Origin of the sequence: Pseudomonas vranovensis DSM 16006, from assembly GCF_000425805.1 — a bacterium.
Lineage (GTDB): Bacteria > Pseudomonadota > Gammaproteobacteria > Pseudomonadales > Pseudomonadaceae > Aquipseudomonas > Aquipseudomonas vranovensis.
In genome coordinates this window covers 155564-169575 of record NZ_AUED01000003.1, presented here as the reverse complement: position 1 = coordinate 169575, position 14012 = coordinate 155564, and the positions used below count along the sequence as shown (strand labels likewise).

Below are 14012 nucleotides of genomic sequence, written 5' to 3'. Positions count from 1 at the left end.
GCTACAGCCGGTCGGACCCAGGGGCCCGACCGCGTTCAATTCGGTGCAGCAATTGGCTGGCGCGTCCCTGCGCCGACTACAGACTAGCCCGGTACGCGACGGATCTTGGCGCCCAGCATCTGCAGTTTTTCCTCGATGCATTCGTAACCACGGTCGATGTGGTAGATACGATCGATCAGGGTATCGCCTTCGGCAACCAGTGCCGACAGTACCAGGCTGGCCGAGGCCCGCAGGTCGGTGGCCATCACTGGCGCACCCTTGAGGGTCTTGGTACCGGTGACGATGGCAGTGTTGCCTTCGACCTGGATCAGCGCGCCCATGCGGTGCATTTCGTACACGTGCATGAAACGGTTTTCGAAGATCGTCTCGATCACAGCGCCCGTGCCTTCGGCAATGGCATTGAGCGAGATGAACTGCGCCTGCATGTCGGTCGGGAACGCCGGGTACGGAGCGGTACGCAGGTTAACGGCCTTTGGCCGCTTGCCGTGCATGTCGAGCTCGATCCAGTCTTCACCGGTGGTGATTTCGGCGCCGGCTTCCTTGAGCTTTTCAAGGACAGCTTCAAGGATGGTCGGATCGGTGTCCTTGACCTTGACCCGGCCACCGGTGACCGCTGCCGCAACCAGGTAGGTACCGGTCTCGATACGGTCAGGCATGACGCGGTAGGTTGCCGAACCCAGGCGCTCGACGCCGTCGATGGTGATGGTGTCGGTACCGGCGCCCTGGATCTTGGCACCCATGGCGATCAGGAAGTTGGCCAGGTCGACCACTTCCGGCTCGCGCGCGGCGTTCTGCAGTACGCTGCGGCCCTTGGCCAGGGCAGCGGCCATCATGATGTTCTCGGTACCGGTCACGCTGACGGTATCGAAGAAGAAGTGCGCACCGCGCAGGCCGCCTTCAGGGGCCTTCGCCTTGATGTAGCCGCCTTCGACTTCGATCTTCGCGCCCATGGCTTCCAGGCCACGGATGTGCAGGTCGACCGGACGCGAACCAATGGCGCAACCGCCAGGCAGGGCAACTTCAGCCTCGCCAAAGCGGGCAACCATCGGGCCCAGCACCAGGATCGAGGCACGCATGGTTTTCACCAGCTCGTACGGCGCGACCAGGGTCTTGATGGTACGAGGGTCGATTTCCACCGAGAGTTTTTCGTCGATCACAGGCTCGATGCCCATGCGCCCGAACAACTCGATCATGGTGGTGATGTCGTGCAGGTGCGGCAGGTTGCCGACCGTTACCGGGCCATCGCAGAGCAGGGTTGCCGAGAGAATCGGCAGCGCCGCGTTCTTGGCACCGGAAATGCGGATCTCGCCATCAAGACGAACGCCGCCAGTAATAATCAGTTTGTCCATTTCTGTCTCGCCGCCAATTTAGGCTCAGTTGCGCTCAGCCCAGGCTGCGCTGCTGAAAAATTTCATGGTTACCGCATGGATGCTGCCATCAGTGATCCACGGATTAAGATGAGCATAGATCTGCTGCTGACGCTTGACCGGGCTCAAGGCCGCCAATTCGTCGCTGATCACGTTCAACTGGAAGTTGCAGCCTTCGCCTTCAACTTCGACCCGGGTTCCCGGCAACTTTTCTTCAAGGAAGTTCTTAACTTCTACGGCCTGCATGCTCAACCTCAATCGGCGCCCAGTGCGCGCGGGTCGGCCATGATACAAAAAAGCCCCTCGCCTGCGAACCCCGTAATCGAGGACTCTGACAGAGGGGCCATCATCATCGGGCAGTCACTGCCCCGCCAGTACTTCATCGAGGTCGTAAACCTCGGCGATTTCACGCATGTCCTGAGGCATCGCGCGCACCTCGACGGCCTTGCCGGCCGCCTTGGCATCACGCATGAACGCCAGCAGCAGGGACAACCCGACACTGCTGGACTTCTCGACCTTGGAGCAATCGAGCACCAGCGTCGCACCCTTGCTCGACGCGATCAGCGCCTTGCCCTGCTTGCGCAACGCCGGCCCCGTACGGTAGTCCAGTACGCCAGCGAGGCCGAGTACACCGTCCTCGCTCAGGGTGATGGTGCTATCGATCATTGCGTTTGCTTCTCGGTTTCTTGCTCGGCAGTTTCCTTGGCCTTGGCCACTTCGCCGGCCCAGCCGTCGATGGTCTTGTCCAGGTTATTGCCGTTGCGCTGCATGGCATCGGCGAACTGATCGCGGAACAGCTTGCCGATGTTGATGCCGTTGACGATCACGTTACGCACTTTCCACTCGCCGTCGAGCTTGGTCAGCGTGTAGGAAACCGGATAGATGGCACCATTATTGCCCTTGACGGTCATGTCGACGCTGGCACGGTCGTTGCCGTCCATTTTCTCCGCGCCTACGGTGATACCCTGGTTGTTGTACTCAAGCAAGGCATTGCCATAGAACTGCATCAGGCTGCGCTTGAAGTTCTCCTGGAAGCGCTGCATCTGCTCCGGAGTGGCTTTTCGCGAGTACTTGACCGTCATGATGCTGCGAGAGATGCCGTCGGCATCGACCACAGGCCCCAGGTTGGCATTGAGCGCGTCGTAGAACGCGCTTGGATTGGACTTGTATTGCTCCTTGTTGGCCTTCAGGTCAGCCAGCAATTGGGTAGTCGTACCCTGTATCACTTCTTTGGGCGACTGTGCGGCCACCGCCATCAATGGCAGCGCCGCCAGCAGAACCAGCAAGCCGCGTCGCAGGATAGAGATCATGGAAACTCCTTATTTAGCTTCTTTGCCAACAGTATTGAGCAGGAACTTGCCAATCAGATCTTCCAGTACCAGCGCCGACTGGGTGTCGTGGATAGTTGCACCATCCTTGAGCACCGCGTCATCGCCGCCAACGCTGATACCGATGTACTTCTCGCCGAGCAAACCCGCGGTGAGGATAGAGGCAGTGGAATCGGTAGGCAGGTTGTCTACACGTTTTTCCAGTTGCAACGTCACCCGACCGGTATAGGTATCACGGTCCAGATCGATGGCCGTGACCTTGCCGATGGTCACACCAGCCATGGTCACTTTAGCTCTGACCGTCAAACCGGCGATATTGTCGAAGTAGGCATAAACTTTATAGGTGTCGCTGCTCGGACTGGCAGACAGGCCGCTGACGCGCAATGCCAACAACAGCAGCGCCAGGATCCCGGCCAGGAGGAACAGGCCAACACCGATTTCCAGGGTGCGGTTTTGCATCAGAAATCTCCAAACATCAAGGCGGTCAGAATAAAGTCCAGACCCAGGACTGCCAATGAGGCATAGACCACGGTCTTGGTGGTGGCACGACTGATCCCCTCTGAGGTGGGCTCACAGTCATAGCCCTGGAATACGGCAATCCAGGTGACGACAAAGGCAAAAACCAGGCTTTTGATGACACCGTTGAGTACGTCATCGGTGAACGACACGCTGTTTTGCATGTTGGCCCAGAACGAGCCGTCATAGACGCCCAGCCAGTCAACCGCCACCCAGGAACCACCCCAGATACCGACCACGCTGAAAATCAGCGCCAGCAACGGCAACGAGATGAAACCGGCCCACAGGCGCGGGGCAACGATGTACTTGAGTGGGTCGACGCCGATCATTTCCAGGCTGGAAAGTTGTTCGGTCGACTTCATGTTGCCGATTTCGGCGGTCAGTGCCGAACCTGCTCGACCGGCGAACAGCAGCGCTGTGACGACCGGCCCCAGCTCGCGCAGCAAGGTCAGCGCAACCATCTGCCCCACGGCCTGCTCCGAGCCGTACTTGGCCAGGATGCTGAACCCCTGCAAGGCCAGCACCATCCCGATGAATACCCCCGAGACGACAATGATCGCCAGCGACAGCACGCCGACCGAATAGAGTTGCTTGACCAATAATTGAAAACCGCCACCGATCCCACCGCGCCCCACCAGTGCATGCACCAGGAACAGGCAGGAACGGCCGAGTACGGCCAGCACGTCGATGGCCGAACGGCCGAATCGACGAATGCGTTCGAGCAAGGATTTTCTGCGCATCAACGCTTCCCCAGAAGATCGGCGCGGTAATCAGGCGCAGGAAAGTGAAAGGGCACAGGGCCATCCGGATCGCCCTTCATGAACTGGCGAATGCGCGGGTTATCGGAGCCCATCAGCTCGTCCGGCGTGCCCTGGCCCAGTACCTGCCCGTCACCAACGACGTAAATGTAGTCGGCAATACTGGCGGTCTCGGCCAGATCGTGGGACACCACGATGCTGGTGATACCCAAGGCGTCATTGAGCAGGCGGATCAGGCGCACCAGAACCCCCATGGCAATAGGGTCCTGCCCCACAAAAGGCTCGTCGTACATGAGGATCTGCGGGTCCAGGGCAATGGCCCGGGCCAGCGCGACACGGCGCTTCATGCCACCTGAGAGTTCGTCCGGCATCAGCTCGATGGCACCGCGCAGGCCAACGGCCTGCAGCTTCATCAGTACGATGTCGCGGATCATCTCGTCGGACAGCTGGGTATGCACCCGCAACGGGAACGCCACGTTCTCGAACACATCGAGATCGGTGAACAACGCGCCGCTCTGGAACAACACACCCATTTGCTTGCGCGCATCGAACAAGTCGCCACGCGATAACGTGGGCAGGTTCTGCCCGCCGACCCAGACCTCGCCGCTGGCAGGCCGCAACTGGGCCCCCATCAGACGCAGCAATGTGGTCTTGCCACACCCCGAAGGCCCCATGATCCCGGTAACCTTGCCCCGCGGAATGCGTATATCGACATTATTGAAGATGCTGCGCGTACCGCGCTTGAAGGACACGCCCTTCAACTCGACCGCGTAGGCGTTATCAACGCTCATCTAGACTCCTTGCGATGCAGCCTTCTCACTCAGACGCGCGCCCCCTTCATGGAGGCACGCACGTCCCAAGCGGGCCGAACAGGCGGCGAACTATAGCACCGCTGATAGCAGCGCCCCAAGGCCGCCGCAGCGCTCGTTCAGCTATGGTTAAGCTAGATCGCGGTCTGTTTGACAATCACAAGGTGAGGGTTTTGCGCATTGTCGCTATAATCGGCGCCTTTCATCAGGCAATCGTTTTCCGCCATGAGCCAATCCAGCGAGCTGATTCAATCCGCGCAGCGCACTATCCGCCTTGAAGTAAAGGCGGTAGAGGGCCTGCTGGCCCACATCGACGCCGATTTCGTCAAAGCCTGCGAGCTGATCCAGGCCTGCAAGGGGCGCGTCGTCGTGGTTGGAATGGGCAAGTCCGGTCATATCGGCAGAAAAATTGCCGCCACCCTCGCCAGCACCGGCACGCCATCGTTTTTCGTCCACCCGGCCGAAGCCAGCCATGGTGACATGGGCATGATCACCCGCGAAGACGTGATCCTGGCGCTGTCCAACTCGGGCTCCACCGCCGAAATCGTTACCTTGCTGCCGCTGATCAAGCGCCTGGGCATCCAGCTCATCAGCATGACCGGCAACCCTGATTCAGCACTGGCCAAGGCCGCCGAAGTGAATCTGGACGCCCGTGTCGAGCAGGAAGCCTGCCCGCTGAACCTGGCGCCCACGTCTTCGACCACCGCGGCACTGGTACTGGGGGACGCACTGGCGATCGCCCTGCTTGAAGCCCGTGGATTCACCGCCGAAGACTTCGCGTTTTCGCACCCCGGTGGCGCCCTGGGCCGCCGCCTGCTGCTCAAGGTCGAGAACGTCATGCACGCGGGCGATGAACTGCCCAAGGTAGCGCGCGGCATCCTGCTCAAGGACGCGCTACTTGAAATGTCTCGCAAAGGTTTGGGCATGACCGTCGTCGTTGAACCCGACGGACGGCTTGCCGGTATTTTCACTGACGGCGACCTTCGCCGCAGCCTCGATCGCAACATCGACGTACACAAGACCTTGATCGACGAGGTCATGACCCTCCACGGCAAGACGGCTCGCGCAGAAATGCTTGCCGCCGAAGCCCTGAAGATCATGGAAGACCACAAGATCAACGCCCTGGTGGTGGTCGACAACGACGAACGCCCTATCGGCGCGCTCAACATGCATGACTTGCTGCGCGCTGGAGTGATGTAGATGACCAACGACCTGATGCACCGCGGCAAGGCCATCAAGCTGGCTGTTTTCGACGTTGACGGCGTACTGACCGATGGCCGCCTGTATTTCCTCGAGGACGGCAGCGAATTCAAGACCTTCAACACCCTCGACGGCCACGGCATCAAGATGCTCATGGCGTCGGGCGTGACCACGGCAATCATCAGCGGACGCAAGACTCCGGTGGTGGAGCGACGCGCCAAGAACCTCGGCATCCCTCACCTGTATCAGGGACGGGAAGATAAATTGGTGGTTTTGGACGAGCTTCTCGGCCAGCTCAACCTAAGCTATGAGCAAGTGGCCTATCTGGGTGACGACCTGCCCGACCTGCCGGTGATCCGTCGCGTCGGCCTGGGCATGGCAGTAGCCAACGCCGCAGCGTTCGTTCGCGAACACGCCCACGGTGTCACCCTTGCCCGCGGCGGTGAAGGCGCTGCCCGTGAATTCTGCGAGCTGATCCTGCAAGCCCAGGGCAATCTTGACGCCGCCAACGCCCATTACCTGTAGAGCGACAAATGTTCAAAAAAATCCGCACCATTGCGCTGTTCAGTGTGATTGCCGCGTTGCTGGTAGCCGTCGGCTACTGGAACATCGGCCCCGAGAGCTTTCTCGACAAACCGGTGGCCACTGTCGATGAAAACGCCATCGACTACTACGCAACCAACGCCCACAGCGTGCAGTTCCTGCCTGACGGCAAGCTGCAATATGAAATGACGGCCGACAAGGTCGAACACCTCAAGGTCAGCGAAGTGACCTTGCTGACCAAGCCGGACCTGCAGATGTACCGTGGTACCACATTCCCCTGGCACGTTCAGAGCGAGAAAGGCGAAGTGAACCCGGACGGCAGCGAAGTAGAACTGATCGACTCGGTACGGATTGCCCGCACCGACGAAAAGAATCGCACGACCATTATTACCACCACGCGCATGACCGTGTTCCCACAGAAGCAATATGCGCAAACCGAGCAAGCCGTTAGAATCGACGGCGCCGGTGGCGTGACTACGGGTAACGGAATGAAAGCGTATTTGAAAGACGGCAGGATGGACCTGCTGTCCAACGTAAGAGGACAGTATGAGGCTCGTTAAAACCCTCCCCTTTTTGCTCAGCCTGAGCGCAGCACTGGGAAGCGCGAGCGCCTGGGCCCTGCCGACCGACCGTAACCAGCCAATTCGCATCCAGGCCGACAACGCGCACCTGGACGACAAGAAAGGCGTCGCCACCTATACCGGAGACGTCATCATCACCCAGGGCTCGATGATGATCAAAGGCAACACCGTGACCATCACCCGCGCCGACTCCGGCGACATCGACGTCGTGACTTCGGTGGGCAACCTCGCCTACTTCGAGCAACAGCAGAGCGCCGACAAGCCGGACAAGATGAAAGGCTGGGCCGTCACTATCCAGTACCAGTCGCAAAAAGAACTGGTTGTACTGACCGATCGCGCCAAGGTGGAAAACGAAGGCAACACCACCGAAGGAGAGAAGATCGTCTACAACACCAAGTCCCAGGTAGCGACCGCCGGCCGTGGCAGCAACGTCACCACGCCACGCCAACGCATCGACATGGTGATCCAGCCGAAGAAGAAGGCCGAGTAAATGGCAACCCTCAAAGCCCAGCACCTGGCCAAGAGCTACAAAAGCCGTCAGGTAGTACGTGACGTCAGCCTGTCTATCGACAGCGGCCAGATCGTCGGCCTGCTCGGCCCTAACGGCGCCGGCAAGACCACCTGCTTCTACATGATCGTCGGACTGGTCCAGGCCGACCAGGGACGCGTCCTGATCGACGACCTGGATGTCAGCCACCAGCCGATGCACGGGCGTGCCCGTGCCGGCATCGGCTACCTGCCCCAGGAGGCATCGATCTTTCGCAAGCTGTCGGTGGCCGACAACATCATGGCGATCCTCGAAACCCGCAAGGAGCTCGATGCCGCCGGACGCCGCAAGGAGCTGGAAAGCCTGCTGCAGGAATTCCACATCAGCCATATTCGCGACAACCTCGGCATGAGCCTTTCCGGGGGCGAGCGGCGACGCGTGGAAATCGCCCGGGCACTGGCCACGGCCCCGAAGTTCATCCTGCTCGACGAACCCTTTGCCGGTGTCGACCCGATTTCGGTCGGCGACATCAAGCAGATCATCCACCACCTCAAGGCCAAAGGCATTGGCGTGCTGATCACCGACCATAACGTTCGGGAAACTCTGGATATCTGCGAAACCGCCTACATCGTCAATGATGGCCAACTGATCGCCGAAGGCGATGCGCAGACCATCCTGGCCAACGATCTGGTTAAAGAGGTCTACCTGGGCCACGAGTTCCGCTTGTAAGTTCGAAGCAGCACAGCGTTTGCCATGGGCCGCTGAACCGGCGAAATGCGGCATATTTGTTACCGCACCCTAGGCAAACGCTTCAACTTCAGGCATATAATTTGCTTAAAGTTGGCGCTTCGGTGCCCTTGTAGTGGATGGCGCATGTGCGCCGGCAAATAAGGTGTTAAGCCCCTGCCATGAAACCATCGCTCGTCCTAAGAATGGGCCAGCAACTGACGATGACCCCGCAGTTGCAACAGGCCATCCGTCTGCTCCAGCTATCTACCCTTGATCTCCAGCAGGAGATCCAGGAAGCGCTGGAGTCGAACCCGATGCTCGAACGCCAGGAAGAAGGCGACGATTTCGACAACAGCGACCCGATGGCCGATAACGCCGAAAGCAAGCCTGTCGCCGAAACCCAGGACACCAGCTTCCAGGAAACCACGCAAACAGTGGACAACCTCGAAGAGGGCGAGTGGAGCGAACGCATCCCCAATGAACTGCCAGTCGACACGGCCTGGGAAGACATCTACCAGACCAGCGCCAGCAGCCTGCCCAGCAATGACGATGACGAGTGGGACTTCACCACCCGTACTTCGGTCGGTGAAAGCCTGCAGAGCCACCTGCTCTGGCAGTTGAACCTGGCGCCGATGTCCGACACCGACCGGTTGATCGCCGTGACGCTGATCGACTGCATCAACAACCAGGGCTACCTGGACGAGACACTCGAAGAAGTCTGCGAATCCTTCGATCCCGAGCTGGATATCGAGCTCGATGAAGTCGAGGCCGTACTGCATCGCATCCAGCAATTCGAACCCGCCGGCATCGGCGCGCGCAACCTCGGCGAATGCCTGCTGTTGCAACTGCGCCAACTGCCTGCCACGACGCCGTGGATGGCCGAGGCGCAGCGCCTGGTCAGCGACTATATCGACCTGCTCGGCAGCCGCGACTACAGCCAGCTGATGCGCCGCATGAAGCTCAAGGAAGACGAGTTGCGCCAGGTGATCGAACTGGTCCAGAGCCTCAACCCGCGCCCCGGTTCGCAGATCGAGTCCAGCGAGCCCGAGTACGTTGTCCCGGACGTGATCGTACGCAAGGACAACGAACGCTGGCTGGTCGAGCTGAACCAGGAAGCCGTCCCGCGCCTGCGGGTCAACCCGCAGTACGCAGGCTTCGTCCGTCGTGCCGACACCAGTGCCGACAACACCTTCATGCGCAATCAGTTGCAGGAAGCCCGCTGGTTCATCAAGAGCCTGCAGAGCCGCAACGAGACCCTGATGAAGGTCGCCACCCAGATCGTCGAGCATCAACGGGGCTTTCTCGACCACGGCGACGAAGCGATGAAGCCGCTGGTGCTGCACGACATCGCCGAAGCGGTAGGCATGCACGAGTCGACGATTTCCCGGGTAACCACCCAGAAATACATGCATACCCCACGGGGCATTTACGAGCTGAAGTACTTTTTCTCCAGCCACGTGAGTACCTCCGAAGGCGGCGAATGCTCGTCCACAGCCATCCGCGCGATCATCAAAAAACTGGTTGCAGCTGAAAATCAGAAAAAGCCATTGAGTGACAGCAAGATCGCTGGTTTACTGGAGGCACAAGGCATCCAGGTAGCCCGTCGCACCGTCGCCAAGTACCGCGAGTCCCTCGGCATTGCACCGTCGAGCGAGCGCAAGCGATTGATGTAACGGCCCCTGAGGTGTGCCATCGCAGTTCAGTGGCAGGCGCAACACCTGCCTCTTATGCACCGGCAACAAAGGAGAAGCTGTATGCAAGTCAATATCAGTGGACAGCATGTAGAAGTCACTCAGCCCCTGCGTGAGTATGTCGAACAGAAACTGAAGCGACTGGAGGGGCACTTCGACAAGATTACCAATGTGACGGTAATCATGAAGGTCGAGAAGCTGCAGCAGAAAATCGAAGCAACGCTGTTTATTCCCGGCGGCGAAGTTGTTGCAAATGCCGAACACACAGACATGTATGCAGCGATCGATGCCTTGACTGACAAGCTCGACCGCCAACTGAAAAAACACAAGGAAAAACAGCAAAGCCTGCTGCAAGGTGCAGCGGCCCGCTGATCCCCCTCATCCATGATCCGACTTGAAACCATCCTGACCCCCGGCCGTTCCCTTGTGAACGTGCCGGGCGGCAGTAAAAAGCGCGTCCTCCAGGAAATCGCCACCCTGATCGACCGGGAAGTTACCGACCTGGAGATGCAGGACGTATTTGAAAGCCTGTTTGCCCGGGAGAAACTCGGGTCAACCGGGTTTGGCAATGGCATTGCCATTCCACACTGCCGCCTCAAAGGCTGCTCATCGCCTATCAGCGCCCTGATACACCTGGAAGCACCGATCGACTACGACGCCATTGATGGCGCGCCAGTCGACTTGCTGTTTGTCCTGCTGGTTCCGGAGGCGGCTACCGATGCGCACCTGGAATTGCTGCGCCAGATCGCAAGCATGCTCGACCGCAAGGACGTACGTGACCGGCTACGCGCCGCCAACAGCAGCGAAGCCCTGTACCAGGTCGTACTGGACGCACAGAACGAGCATTGATATATGCGCTTGATCATCGTCAGCGGCCGGTCTGGCTCCGGCAAGAGTACTGCCCTCGCTGTCCTTGAGGACAACGGCTACTACTGTATCGACAACCTGCCCGCCGGGTTGTTGCCCCAACTGGCCGAGAACGCCCTGATCAATACCGAGCTGATGCAGCCCAAGGTGGCCGTATCGATCGATGCCCGCAACCTGCCCAGCCACCTGTCGCGCTTCCCGGAATTACTGGAAGAGGCGCGCGGTCGTCATATCCAGTGTGATGTGCTGTACCTGGATGCCGACGAAGACACACTGCTCAAGCGCTTCTCGGAAACCCGCCGCCGTCACCCGTTGACCAACGCCAACCGTTCCCTGGCCGAAGCCATCAAGGACGAAACCGAGCTGCTGGGCCCTATCGCCGACCTCGCCGACCTTAAAATCGACACCACCAACCTGAACCTGTATCAGCTGCGTGATTCGATCAAGCTGCGCCTGCTCAACCAGCCGGAACCCGGGACTGCCTTCCTCGTCGAATCCTTCGGTTTCAAGCGGGGCATGCCGATTGACGCCGACCTGGTGTTCGACGTGCGCTGCCTGCCCAATCCCTACTGGAAGCCGGAGCTGCGCGAGCACTCGGGTCTGGAGCAACCGGTCATCGACTATCTCGCGGCCCAGCCCGATGTCGAGGAGATGTTCCAGGATATCTCCAGCTACCTGCTCAAATGGCTGCCGCGCTTTGCTGCCAGCAATCGCGCCTATGTCACCATTGCCATTGGCTGCACCGGTGGACACCACCGCTCGGTTTACCTGACCGAGCGCCTGGGCCAGTTGTTGCAACAATCCTTGAAGAACGTCCAGGTCCGCCACCGCGACCTCTAGCCCACAGGACTACCGCCGCGATGCCTGCTCGTGAGATCACCATCATCAACAAGCTGGGGCTGCATGCCCGGGCTGCTGCAAAATTCGTTGGCGTGGCTGGACGCTTCCCCTGCACGGTGCGTGTAGGTCGTGCGCCCGACAAACTGATCGATGGCAAAAGCATCATGGCCGTAATGATGTTGGCGGCTGGAAAAGGTACCCAGGTGCATCTACATACCGAAGGCGAAGACGAGGACGCAGCACTCACAGCACTGGTCGAGCTGATCAACAACTATTTTGACGAGGGCGAGTGATCGCCCTCGTTTTCGTTCAAGACAACGCCGTGTCCATCACCATCATCAGGCAGAAGCCAATGCACAGTCCCAGGCTTGCCAGGCGATGATGGCCGTTGCTGCGTGATTCAGGGATGATCTCCTGAGTCACCACCAGCAACATTGCTCCGGCGGCACACGCCAGCCCCAATGGCAGCAAGAGCTCTGCCACCGTTACCAGCCAGGCGCACAACAGAGCCGCCACCGGCTCGACCAGCCCGGACGCCGCGCCGATCAAAAACGCCTTGAACCGCCCCATTCCCGCCCCGGCGAGCACCAGGGCGATGACCAGGCCTTCAGGCACATCCTGCAGTGCAATACCCATGGCCAGGCTGTCGGCATCTGGCATACCACCGCCAGCTGACACGCCAATAGCCATGCCTTCGGGAATGTTGTGGGCAATGATGGCAATGACGAATACCCAGATCCGTGCAGCTATCACCGGTTGCTGAGCACTTCCCACCAGGGCTTCCGGCGACCCGCCGGAAACCTTGAGATCAACCAGGTACAGGCAAAATGCGCCAAACAGCAGGCCGAAGCTGATCAGCCCGCCCGCTCCCCACTTGTTCAACCCGATAGCCTGGGCCGCATCCAGCCCTGGAATGATCAGCGAGAAGGCCGTGGCCGCCAGCATTACACCGGCACCGAAACCCAACAAGGTATCGGCCAGGGCAACCGCCATGCTGCGGATCACCAGCACCGGCACTGCACCCAGCGCCGTACCCAGCGCGCACAGGGCACCACCCTCGAGCGCGCGCATCATGCGCGGCTCAAGGTCCAGCCAGGCGATTCCCTGCGCCATAAGCAAGGCACAACCGACCAGCAACAGCAGCGTACCGAGGGCCAGGCGAAACAGGCGCACGCCACTGATGGACATCACATCCGTAGGCATACCGGTACGACTCACACCAGGGCGGCTACGTAGCGACGTTCGACTTCGGACCAGTCGATCACGCTGTAGAAGGCATTGATGTATTCAGGTCGGCGATTCTGGTACAGCAAGTAGTAGGCATGTTCCCACACGTCCAACCCAAGGATCGGTGTGTTTCCATTCATCAACGGGCTGTCCTGGTTGCCGCTGCTTTCCACCATGAGCTTTTTCTCAGGTGTCACGCTGAGCCAGGCCCAACCGCTGCCAAAACGGGTCAGGGCTGCCTTGGTGAAAGCATCCTTGAAGGCCTCGAAACCGCCCAGCTGTTCATCAATGGCCTTGGCCACCGCACCCTGCGGCAGACCACCGCCTTTGGGCGACATGATCGTCCAGAACAACGAATGGTTGGCATGCCCGCCACCCTGGTTGATCACAGCCGCCTGCAGCGGTTGCGGCAACTGCTTGACTGCCGCTACCAGTTTTTCTACTGGCCACTCGGCCCACTCGGTGCCTTCGACAGCTGCGTTCAGATTGTTGATGTAGGTCTGGTGGTGCTTGCTGTGGTGAATCTGCATGGTCTGGGTGTCGATGTGCGGCTCAAGCGCATCGTAGGCGTAAGGCAAGGCAGGCAAGGTATAAGGCATGTTCAATGGATTCCGTAGTGGTGAGCCGACGACCCGGCACTTTCCTGACCGGCCATAACCACCGGCTGCGGGCCATGGCTATGGAGCAGGCGTTCGGTACGCGGGTACTGGCCGTACTCGCTGATGAAGTTCAAAAGCTCGGTGTAAGTCTTGCTGCTGTGACGTAGCGCCGCTTCGCGCAGCGCCGGTGCCAGGCGTTGGTCCTGCATGGCCTGCAACAACCGCTGATGGATCGCGCAGAGGTACTCCGCGCTTTCCTGAGGTTGGTTCAGGCGCAAGTGCAGGTCCGCCAGGTTGTGATGAGCGATGACGCACACGGCCACCGCTTCATCGGCGTCATGCCAGCGCTCGAACAACACCTGGGCCAGGGCCAGGGCCTGCAGATACAACTCGCGGGCATCAACCAGCTCGCCCTGATCGAACAGGCGATTGGCGATTTCGGTGGTGCGCTTCCAGTGCTGCATGACAAA

20 protein-coding genes are annotated in these 14012 nt (G+C 59.7%); 10 read left to right on the top strand and 10 right to left on the bottom strand.

Annotated features, from left to right (window positions below):
- Nucleotides 1-83: 83 nt before the first annotated feature.
- From murA to H621_RS0107780, 7 genes are all read right to left on the bottom strand, one after another.
- Complete coding sequence (gene murA / locus H621_RS0107810; RefSeq protein ID WP_028942844.1) at nucleotides 84-1349, bottom strand: UDP-N-acetylglucosamine 1-carboxyvinyltransferase; 1266 nt, start codon at nucleotides 1347-1349, stop codon at nucleotides 84-86.
- 24 nt (nucleotides 1350-1373) lie between these two features.
- Nucleotides 1374-1613: a BolA family protein gene (locus tag H621_RS0107805; protein WP_028942843.1), complete on the bottom strand. Its 240-nt coding sequence runs from the start codon at nucleotides 1611-1613 to the stop codon at nucleotides 1374-1376.
- Between the two features lie 114 nt (nucleotides 1614-1727).
- Nucleotides 1728-2033, bottom strand: coding sequence for an STAS domain-containing protein (locus H621_RS0107800; protein ID WP_028942842.1), 306 nt, complete (start codon nucleotides 2031-2033; stop codon nucleotides 1728-1730).
- On the bottom strand, nucleotides 2030-2677 hold the full coding sequence (locus H621_RS0107795; protein ID WP_028942841.1) for an MlaC/ttg2D family ABC transporter substrate-binding protein: 648 nt from the start codon (nucleotides 2675-2677) through the stop codon (nucleotides 2030-2032). The genes H621_RS0107800 and H621_RS0107795 overlap by 4 nt, the downstream gene beginning before the upstream one ends.
- 9 nt (nucleotides 2678-2686) lie before the next feature.
- Nucleotides 2687-3154: an outer membrane lipid asymmetry maintenance protein MlaD gene (gene mlaD, locus H621_RS0107790; protein ID WP_028942840.1), complete on the bottom strand. Its 468-nt coding sequence runs from the start codon at nucleotides 3152-3154 to the stop codon at nucleotides 2687-2689.
- Nucleotides 3154-3951 (bottom strand): lipid asymmetry maintenance ABC transporter permease subunit MlaE, encoded by a 798-nt coding sequence (gene mlaE, locus H621_RS0107785; protein ID WP_028942839.1) that lies wholly within the window; start codon nucleotides 3949-3951, stop codon nucleotides 3154-3156. Before mlaE ends, mlaD begins: the two co-directional genes overlap by 1 nt.
- Nucleotides 3951-4760, bottom strand: a complete 810-nt coding sequence (locus H621_RS0107780; protein ID WP_028942838.1) for an ATP-binding cassette domain-containing protein — start codon at nucleotides 4758-4760, stop codon at nucleotides 3951-3953. Before H621_RS0107780 ends, mlaE begins: the two co-directional genes overlap by 1 nt.
- Nucleotides 4761-5003: 243 nt before the next feature.
- Between H621_RS0107780 and H621_RS0107770 the strand changes: the two genes are divergently transcribed.
- The 10 genes from H621_RS0107770 (at nucleotide 5004) to H621_RS0107725 (ending at nucleotide 12009) form a co-directional block, all read left to right on the top strand.
- Nucleotides 5004-5978, top strand: coding sequence for a KpsF/GutQ family sugar-phosphate isomerase (locus H621_RS0107770; RefSeq protein ID WP_028942837.1), 975 nt, complete (start codon nucleotides 5004-5006; stop codon nucleotides 5976-5978).
- Nucleotides 5979-6503, top strand: coding sequence for a KdsC family phosphatase (locus H621_RS0107765; protein ID WP_028942836.1), 525 nt, complete (start codon nucleotides 5979-5981; stop codon nucleotides 6501-6503). It abuts the gene before it with no gap.
- An 8-nt stretch (nucleotides 6504-6511) separates the two neighbouring features.
- The gene (gene lptC / locus H621_RS0107760) at nucleotides 6512-7081 is read left to right on the top strand and encodes an LPS export ABC transporter periplasmic protein LptC (protein ID WP_028942835.1); all 570 of its coding nucleotides are present in this window, start codon (nucleotides 6512-6514) and stop codon (nucleotides 7079-7081) included.
- Complete coding sequence (gene lptA / locus H621_RS0107755) at nucleotides 7068-7592, top strand: lipopolysaccharide transport periplasmic protein LptA (RefSeq protein WP_028942834.1); 525 nt, start codon at nucleotides 7068-7070, stop codon at nucleotides 7590-7592. The genes lptC and lptA overlap by 14 nt, the downstream gene beginning before the upstream one ends.
- Nucleotides 7593-8318: an LPS export ABC transporter ATP-binding protein gene (lptB, locus tag H621_RS0107750; RefSeq protein ID WP_028942833.1), complete on the top strand. Its 726-nt coding sequence runs from the start codon at nucleotides 7593-7595 to the stop codon at nucleotides 8316-8318.
- Between the two features lie 179 nt (nucleotides 8319-8497).
- Nucleotides 8498-9991 carry an RNA polymerase factor sigma-54 gene (locus H621_RS0107745; RefSeq protein WP_028942832.1) on the top strand — a complete coding sequence of 498 codons (1494 nt, stop codon included), beginning with the start codon at nucleotides 8498-8500 and terminating at the stop codon, nucleotides 9989-9991.
- Nucleotides 9992-10072: 81 nt separating this feature from the next.
- Entirely contained in the window at nucleotides 10073-10381 is a 309-nt protein-coding gene (gene hpf, locus H621_RS0107740; RefSeq protein WP_028942831.1) for a ribosome hibernation-promoting factor, HPF/YfiA family, read from the top strand.
- A 12-nt stretch (nucleotides 10382-10393) separates the two neighbouring features.
- Entirely contained in the window at nucleotides 10394-10858 is a 465-nt protein-coding gene (gene ptsN / locus H621_RS0107735) for a PTS IIA-like nitrogen regulatory protein PtsN (protein WP_028942830.1), read from the top strand.
- Between the two features lie 3 nt (nucleotides 10859-10861).
- Nucleotides 10862-11716, top strand: a complete 855-nt coding sequence (rapZ, locus tag H621_RS0107730; protein WP_028942829.1) for an RNase adapter RapZ — start codon at nucleotides 10862-10864, stop codon at nucleotides 11714-11716.
- Nucleotides 11717-11736: 20 nt separating this feature from the next.
- Nucleotides 11737-12009, top strand: a complete 273-nt coding sequence (locus H621_RS0107725) for an HPr family phosphocarrier protein (protein WP_028942828.1) — start codon at nucleotides 11737-11739, stop codon at nucleotides 12007-12009.
- A 16-nt stretch (nucleotides 12010-12025) separates the two neighbouring features.
- On the opposite strand, the gene H621_RS0107720 is transcribed toward H621_RS0107725, so the two are convergent.
- The 3 genes from H621_RS0107720 to H621_RS0107710 are packed head-to-tail and all read right to left on the bottom strand — an operon-like array spanning nucleotide 12026 to nucleotide 14006.
- Nucleotides 12026-12919 carry a ZIP family metal transporter gene (locus H621_RS0107720; protein WP_028942827.1) on the bottom strand — a complete coding sequence of 298 codons (894 nt, stop codon included), beginning with the start codon at nucleotides 12917-12919 and terminating at the stop codon, nucleotides 12026-12028.
- A gap of 11 nt (nucleotides 12920-12930) precedes the next feature.
- Nucleotides 12931-13542: a superoxide dismutase gene (locus H621_RS0107715; RefSeq protein WP_028942826.1), complete on the bottom strand. Its 612-nt coding sequence runs from the start codon at nucleotides 13540-13542 to the stop codon at nucleotides 12931-12933.
- Between the two features lie 2 nt (nucleotides 13543-13544).
- Nucleotides 13545-14006 (bottom strand): hypothetical protein, encoded by a 462-nt coding sequence (locus H621_RS0107710; RefSeq protein ID WP_028942825.1) that lies wholly within the window; start codon nucleotides 14004-14006, stop codon nucleotides 13545-13547.
- Between the last annotated feature and the right edge of the window lie 6 nt (nucleotides 14007-14012).

Bases quoted from the DNA above. Each gene is read 5' to 3' on its own strand.
- murA (WP_028942844.1), bottom strand. From the start codon at position 1,349: ATGGACAAACTGATTATTACTGGCGGCGTTCGTCTTGATGGCGAGATC.
- H621_RS0107805 (WP_028942843.1), bottom strand. From the start codon at position 1,613: ATGCAGGCCGTAGAAGTTAAGAACTTCCTTGAAGAAAAGTTGCCGGGA.
- H621_RS0107800 (WP_028942842.1), bottom strand. From the start codon at position 2,033: ATGATCGATAGCACCATCACCCTGAGCGAGGACGGTGTACTCGGCCTC.
- H621_RS0107795 (WP_028942841.1), bottom strand. From the start codon at position 2,677: ATGATCTCTATCCTGCGACGCGGCTTGCTGGTTCTGCTGGCGGCGCTG.
- mlaD (WP_028942840.1), bottom strand. From the start codon at position 3,154: ATGCAAAACCGCACCCTGGAAATCGGTGTTGGCCTGTTCCTCCTGGCC.
- mlaE (WP_028942839.1), bottom strand. From the start codon at position 3,951: ATGCGCAGAAAATCCTTGCTCGAACGCATTCGTCGATTCGGCCGTTCG.
- H621_RS0107780 (WP_028942838.1), bottom strand. From the start codon at position 4,760: ATGAGCGTTGATAACGCCTACGCGGTCGAGTTGAAGGGCGTGTCCTTC.
- H621_RS0107770 (WP_028942837.1), top strand. From the start codon at position 5,004: ATGAGCCAATCCAGCGAGCTGATTCAATCCGCGCAGCGCACTATCCGC.
- H621_RS0107765 (WP_028942836.1), top strand. From the start codon at position 5,979: ATGACCAACGACCTGATGCACCGCGGCAAGGCCATCAAGCTGGCTGTT.
- lptC (WP_028942835.1), top strand. From the start codon at position 6,512: ATGTTCAAAAAAATCCGCACCATTGCGCTGTTCAGTGTGATTGCCGCG.
- lptA (WP_028942834.1), top strand. From the start codon at position 7,068: ATGAGGCTCGTTAAAACCCTCCCCTTTTTGCTCAGCCTGAGCGCAGCA.
- lptB (WP_028942833.1), top strand. From the start codon at position 7,593: ATGGCAACCCTCAAAGCCCAGCACCTGGCCAAGAGCTACAAAAGCCGT.
- H621_RS0107745 (WP_028942832.1), top strand. From the start codon at position 8,498: ATGAAACCATCGCTCGTCCTAAGAATGGGCCAGCAACTGACGATGACC.
- hpf (WP_028942831.1), top strand. From the start codon at position 10,073: ATGCAAGTCAATATCAGTGGACAGCATGTAGAAGTCACTCAGCCCCTG.
- ptsN (WP_028942830.1), top strand. From the start codon at position 10,394: ATGATCCGACTTGAAACCATCCTGACCCCCGGCCGTTCCCTTGTGAAC.
- rapZ (WP_028942829.1), top strand. From the start codon at position 10,862: ATGCGCTTGATCATCGTCAGCGGCCGGTCTGGCTCCGGCAAGAGTACT.
- H621_RS0107725 (WP_028942828.1), top strand. From the start codon at position 11,737: ATGCCTGCTCGTGAGATCACCATCATCAACAAGCTGGGGCTGCATGCC.
- H621_RS0107720 (WP_028942827.1), bottom strand. From the start codon at position 12,919: ATGCCTACGGATGTGATGTCCATCAGTGGCGTGCGCCTGTTTCGCCTG.
- H621_RS0107715 (WP_028942826.1), bottom strand. From the start codon at position 13,542: ATGCCTTATACCTTGCCTGCCTTGCCTTACGCCTACGATGCGCTTGAG.
- H621_RS0107710 (WP_028942825.1), bottom strand. From the start codon at position 14,006: ATGCAGCACTGGAAGCGCACCACCGAAATCGCCAATCGCCTGTTCGAT.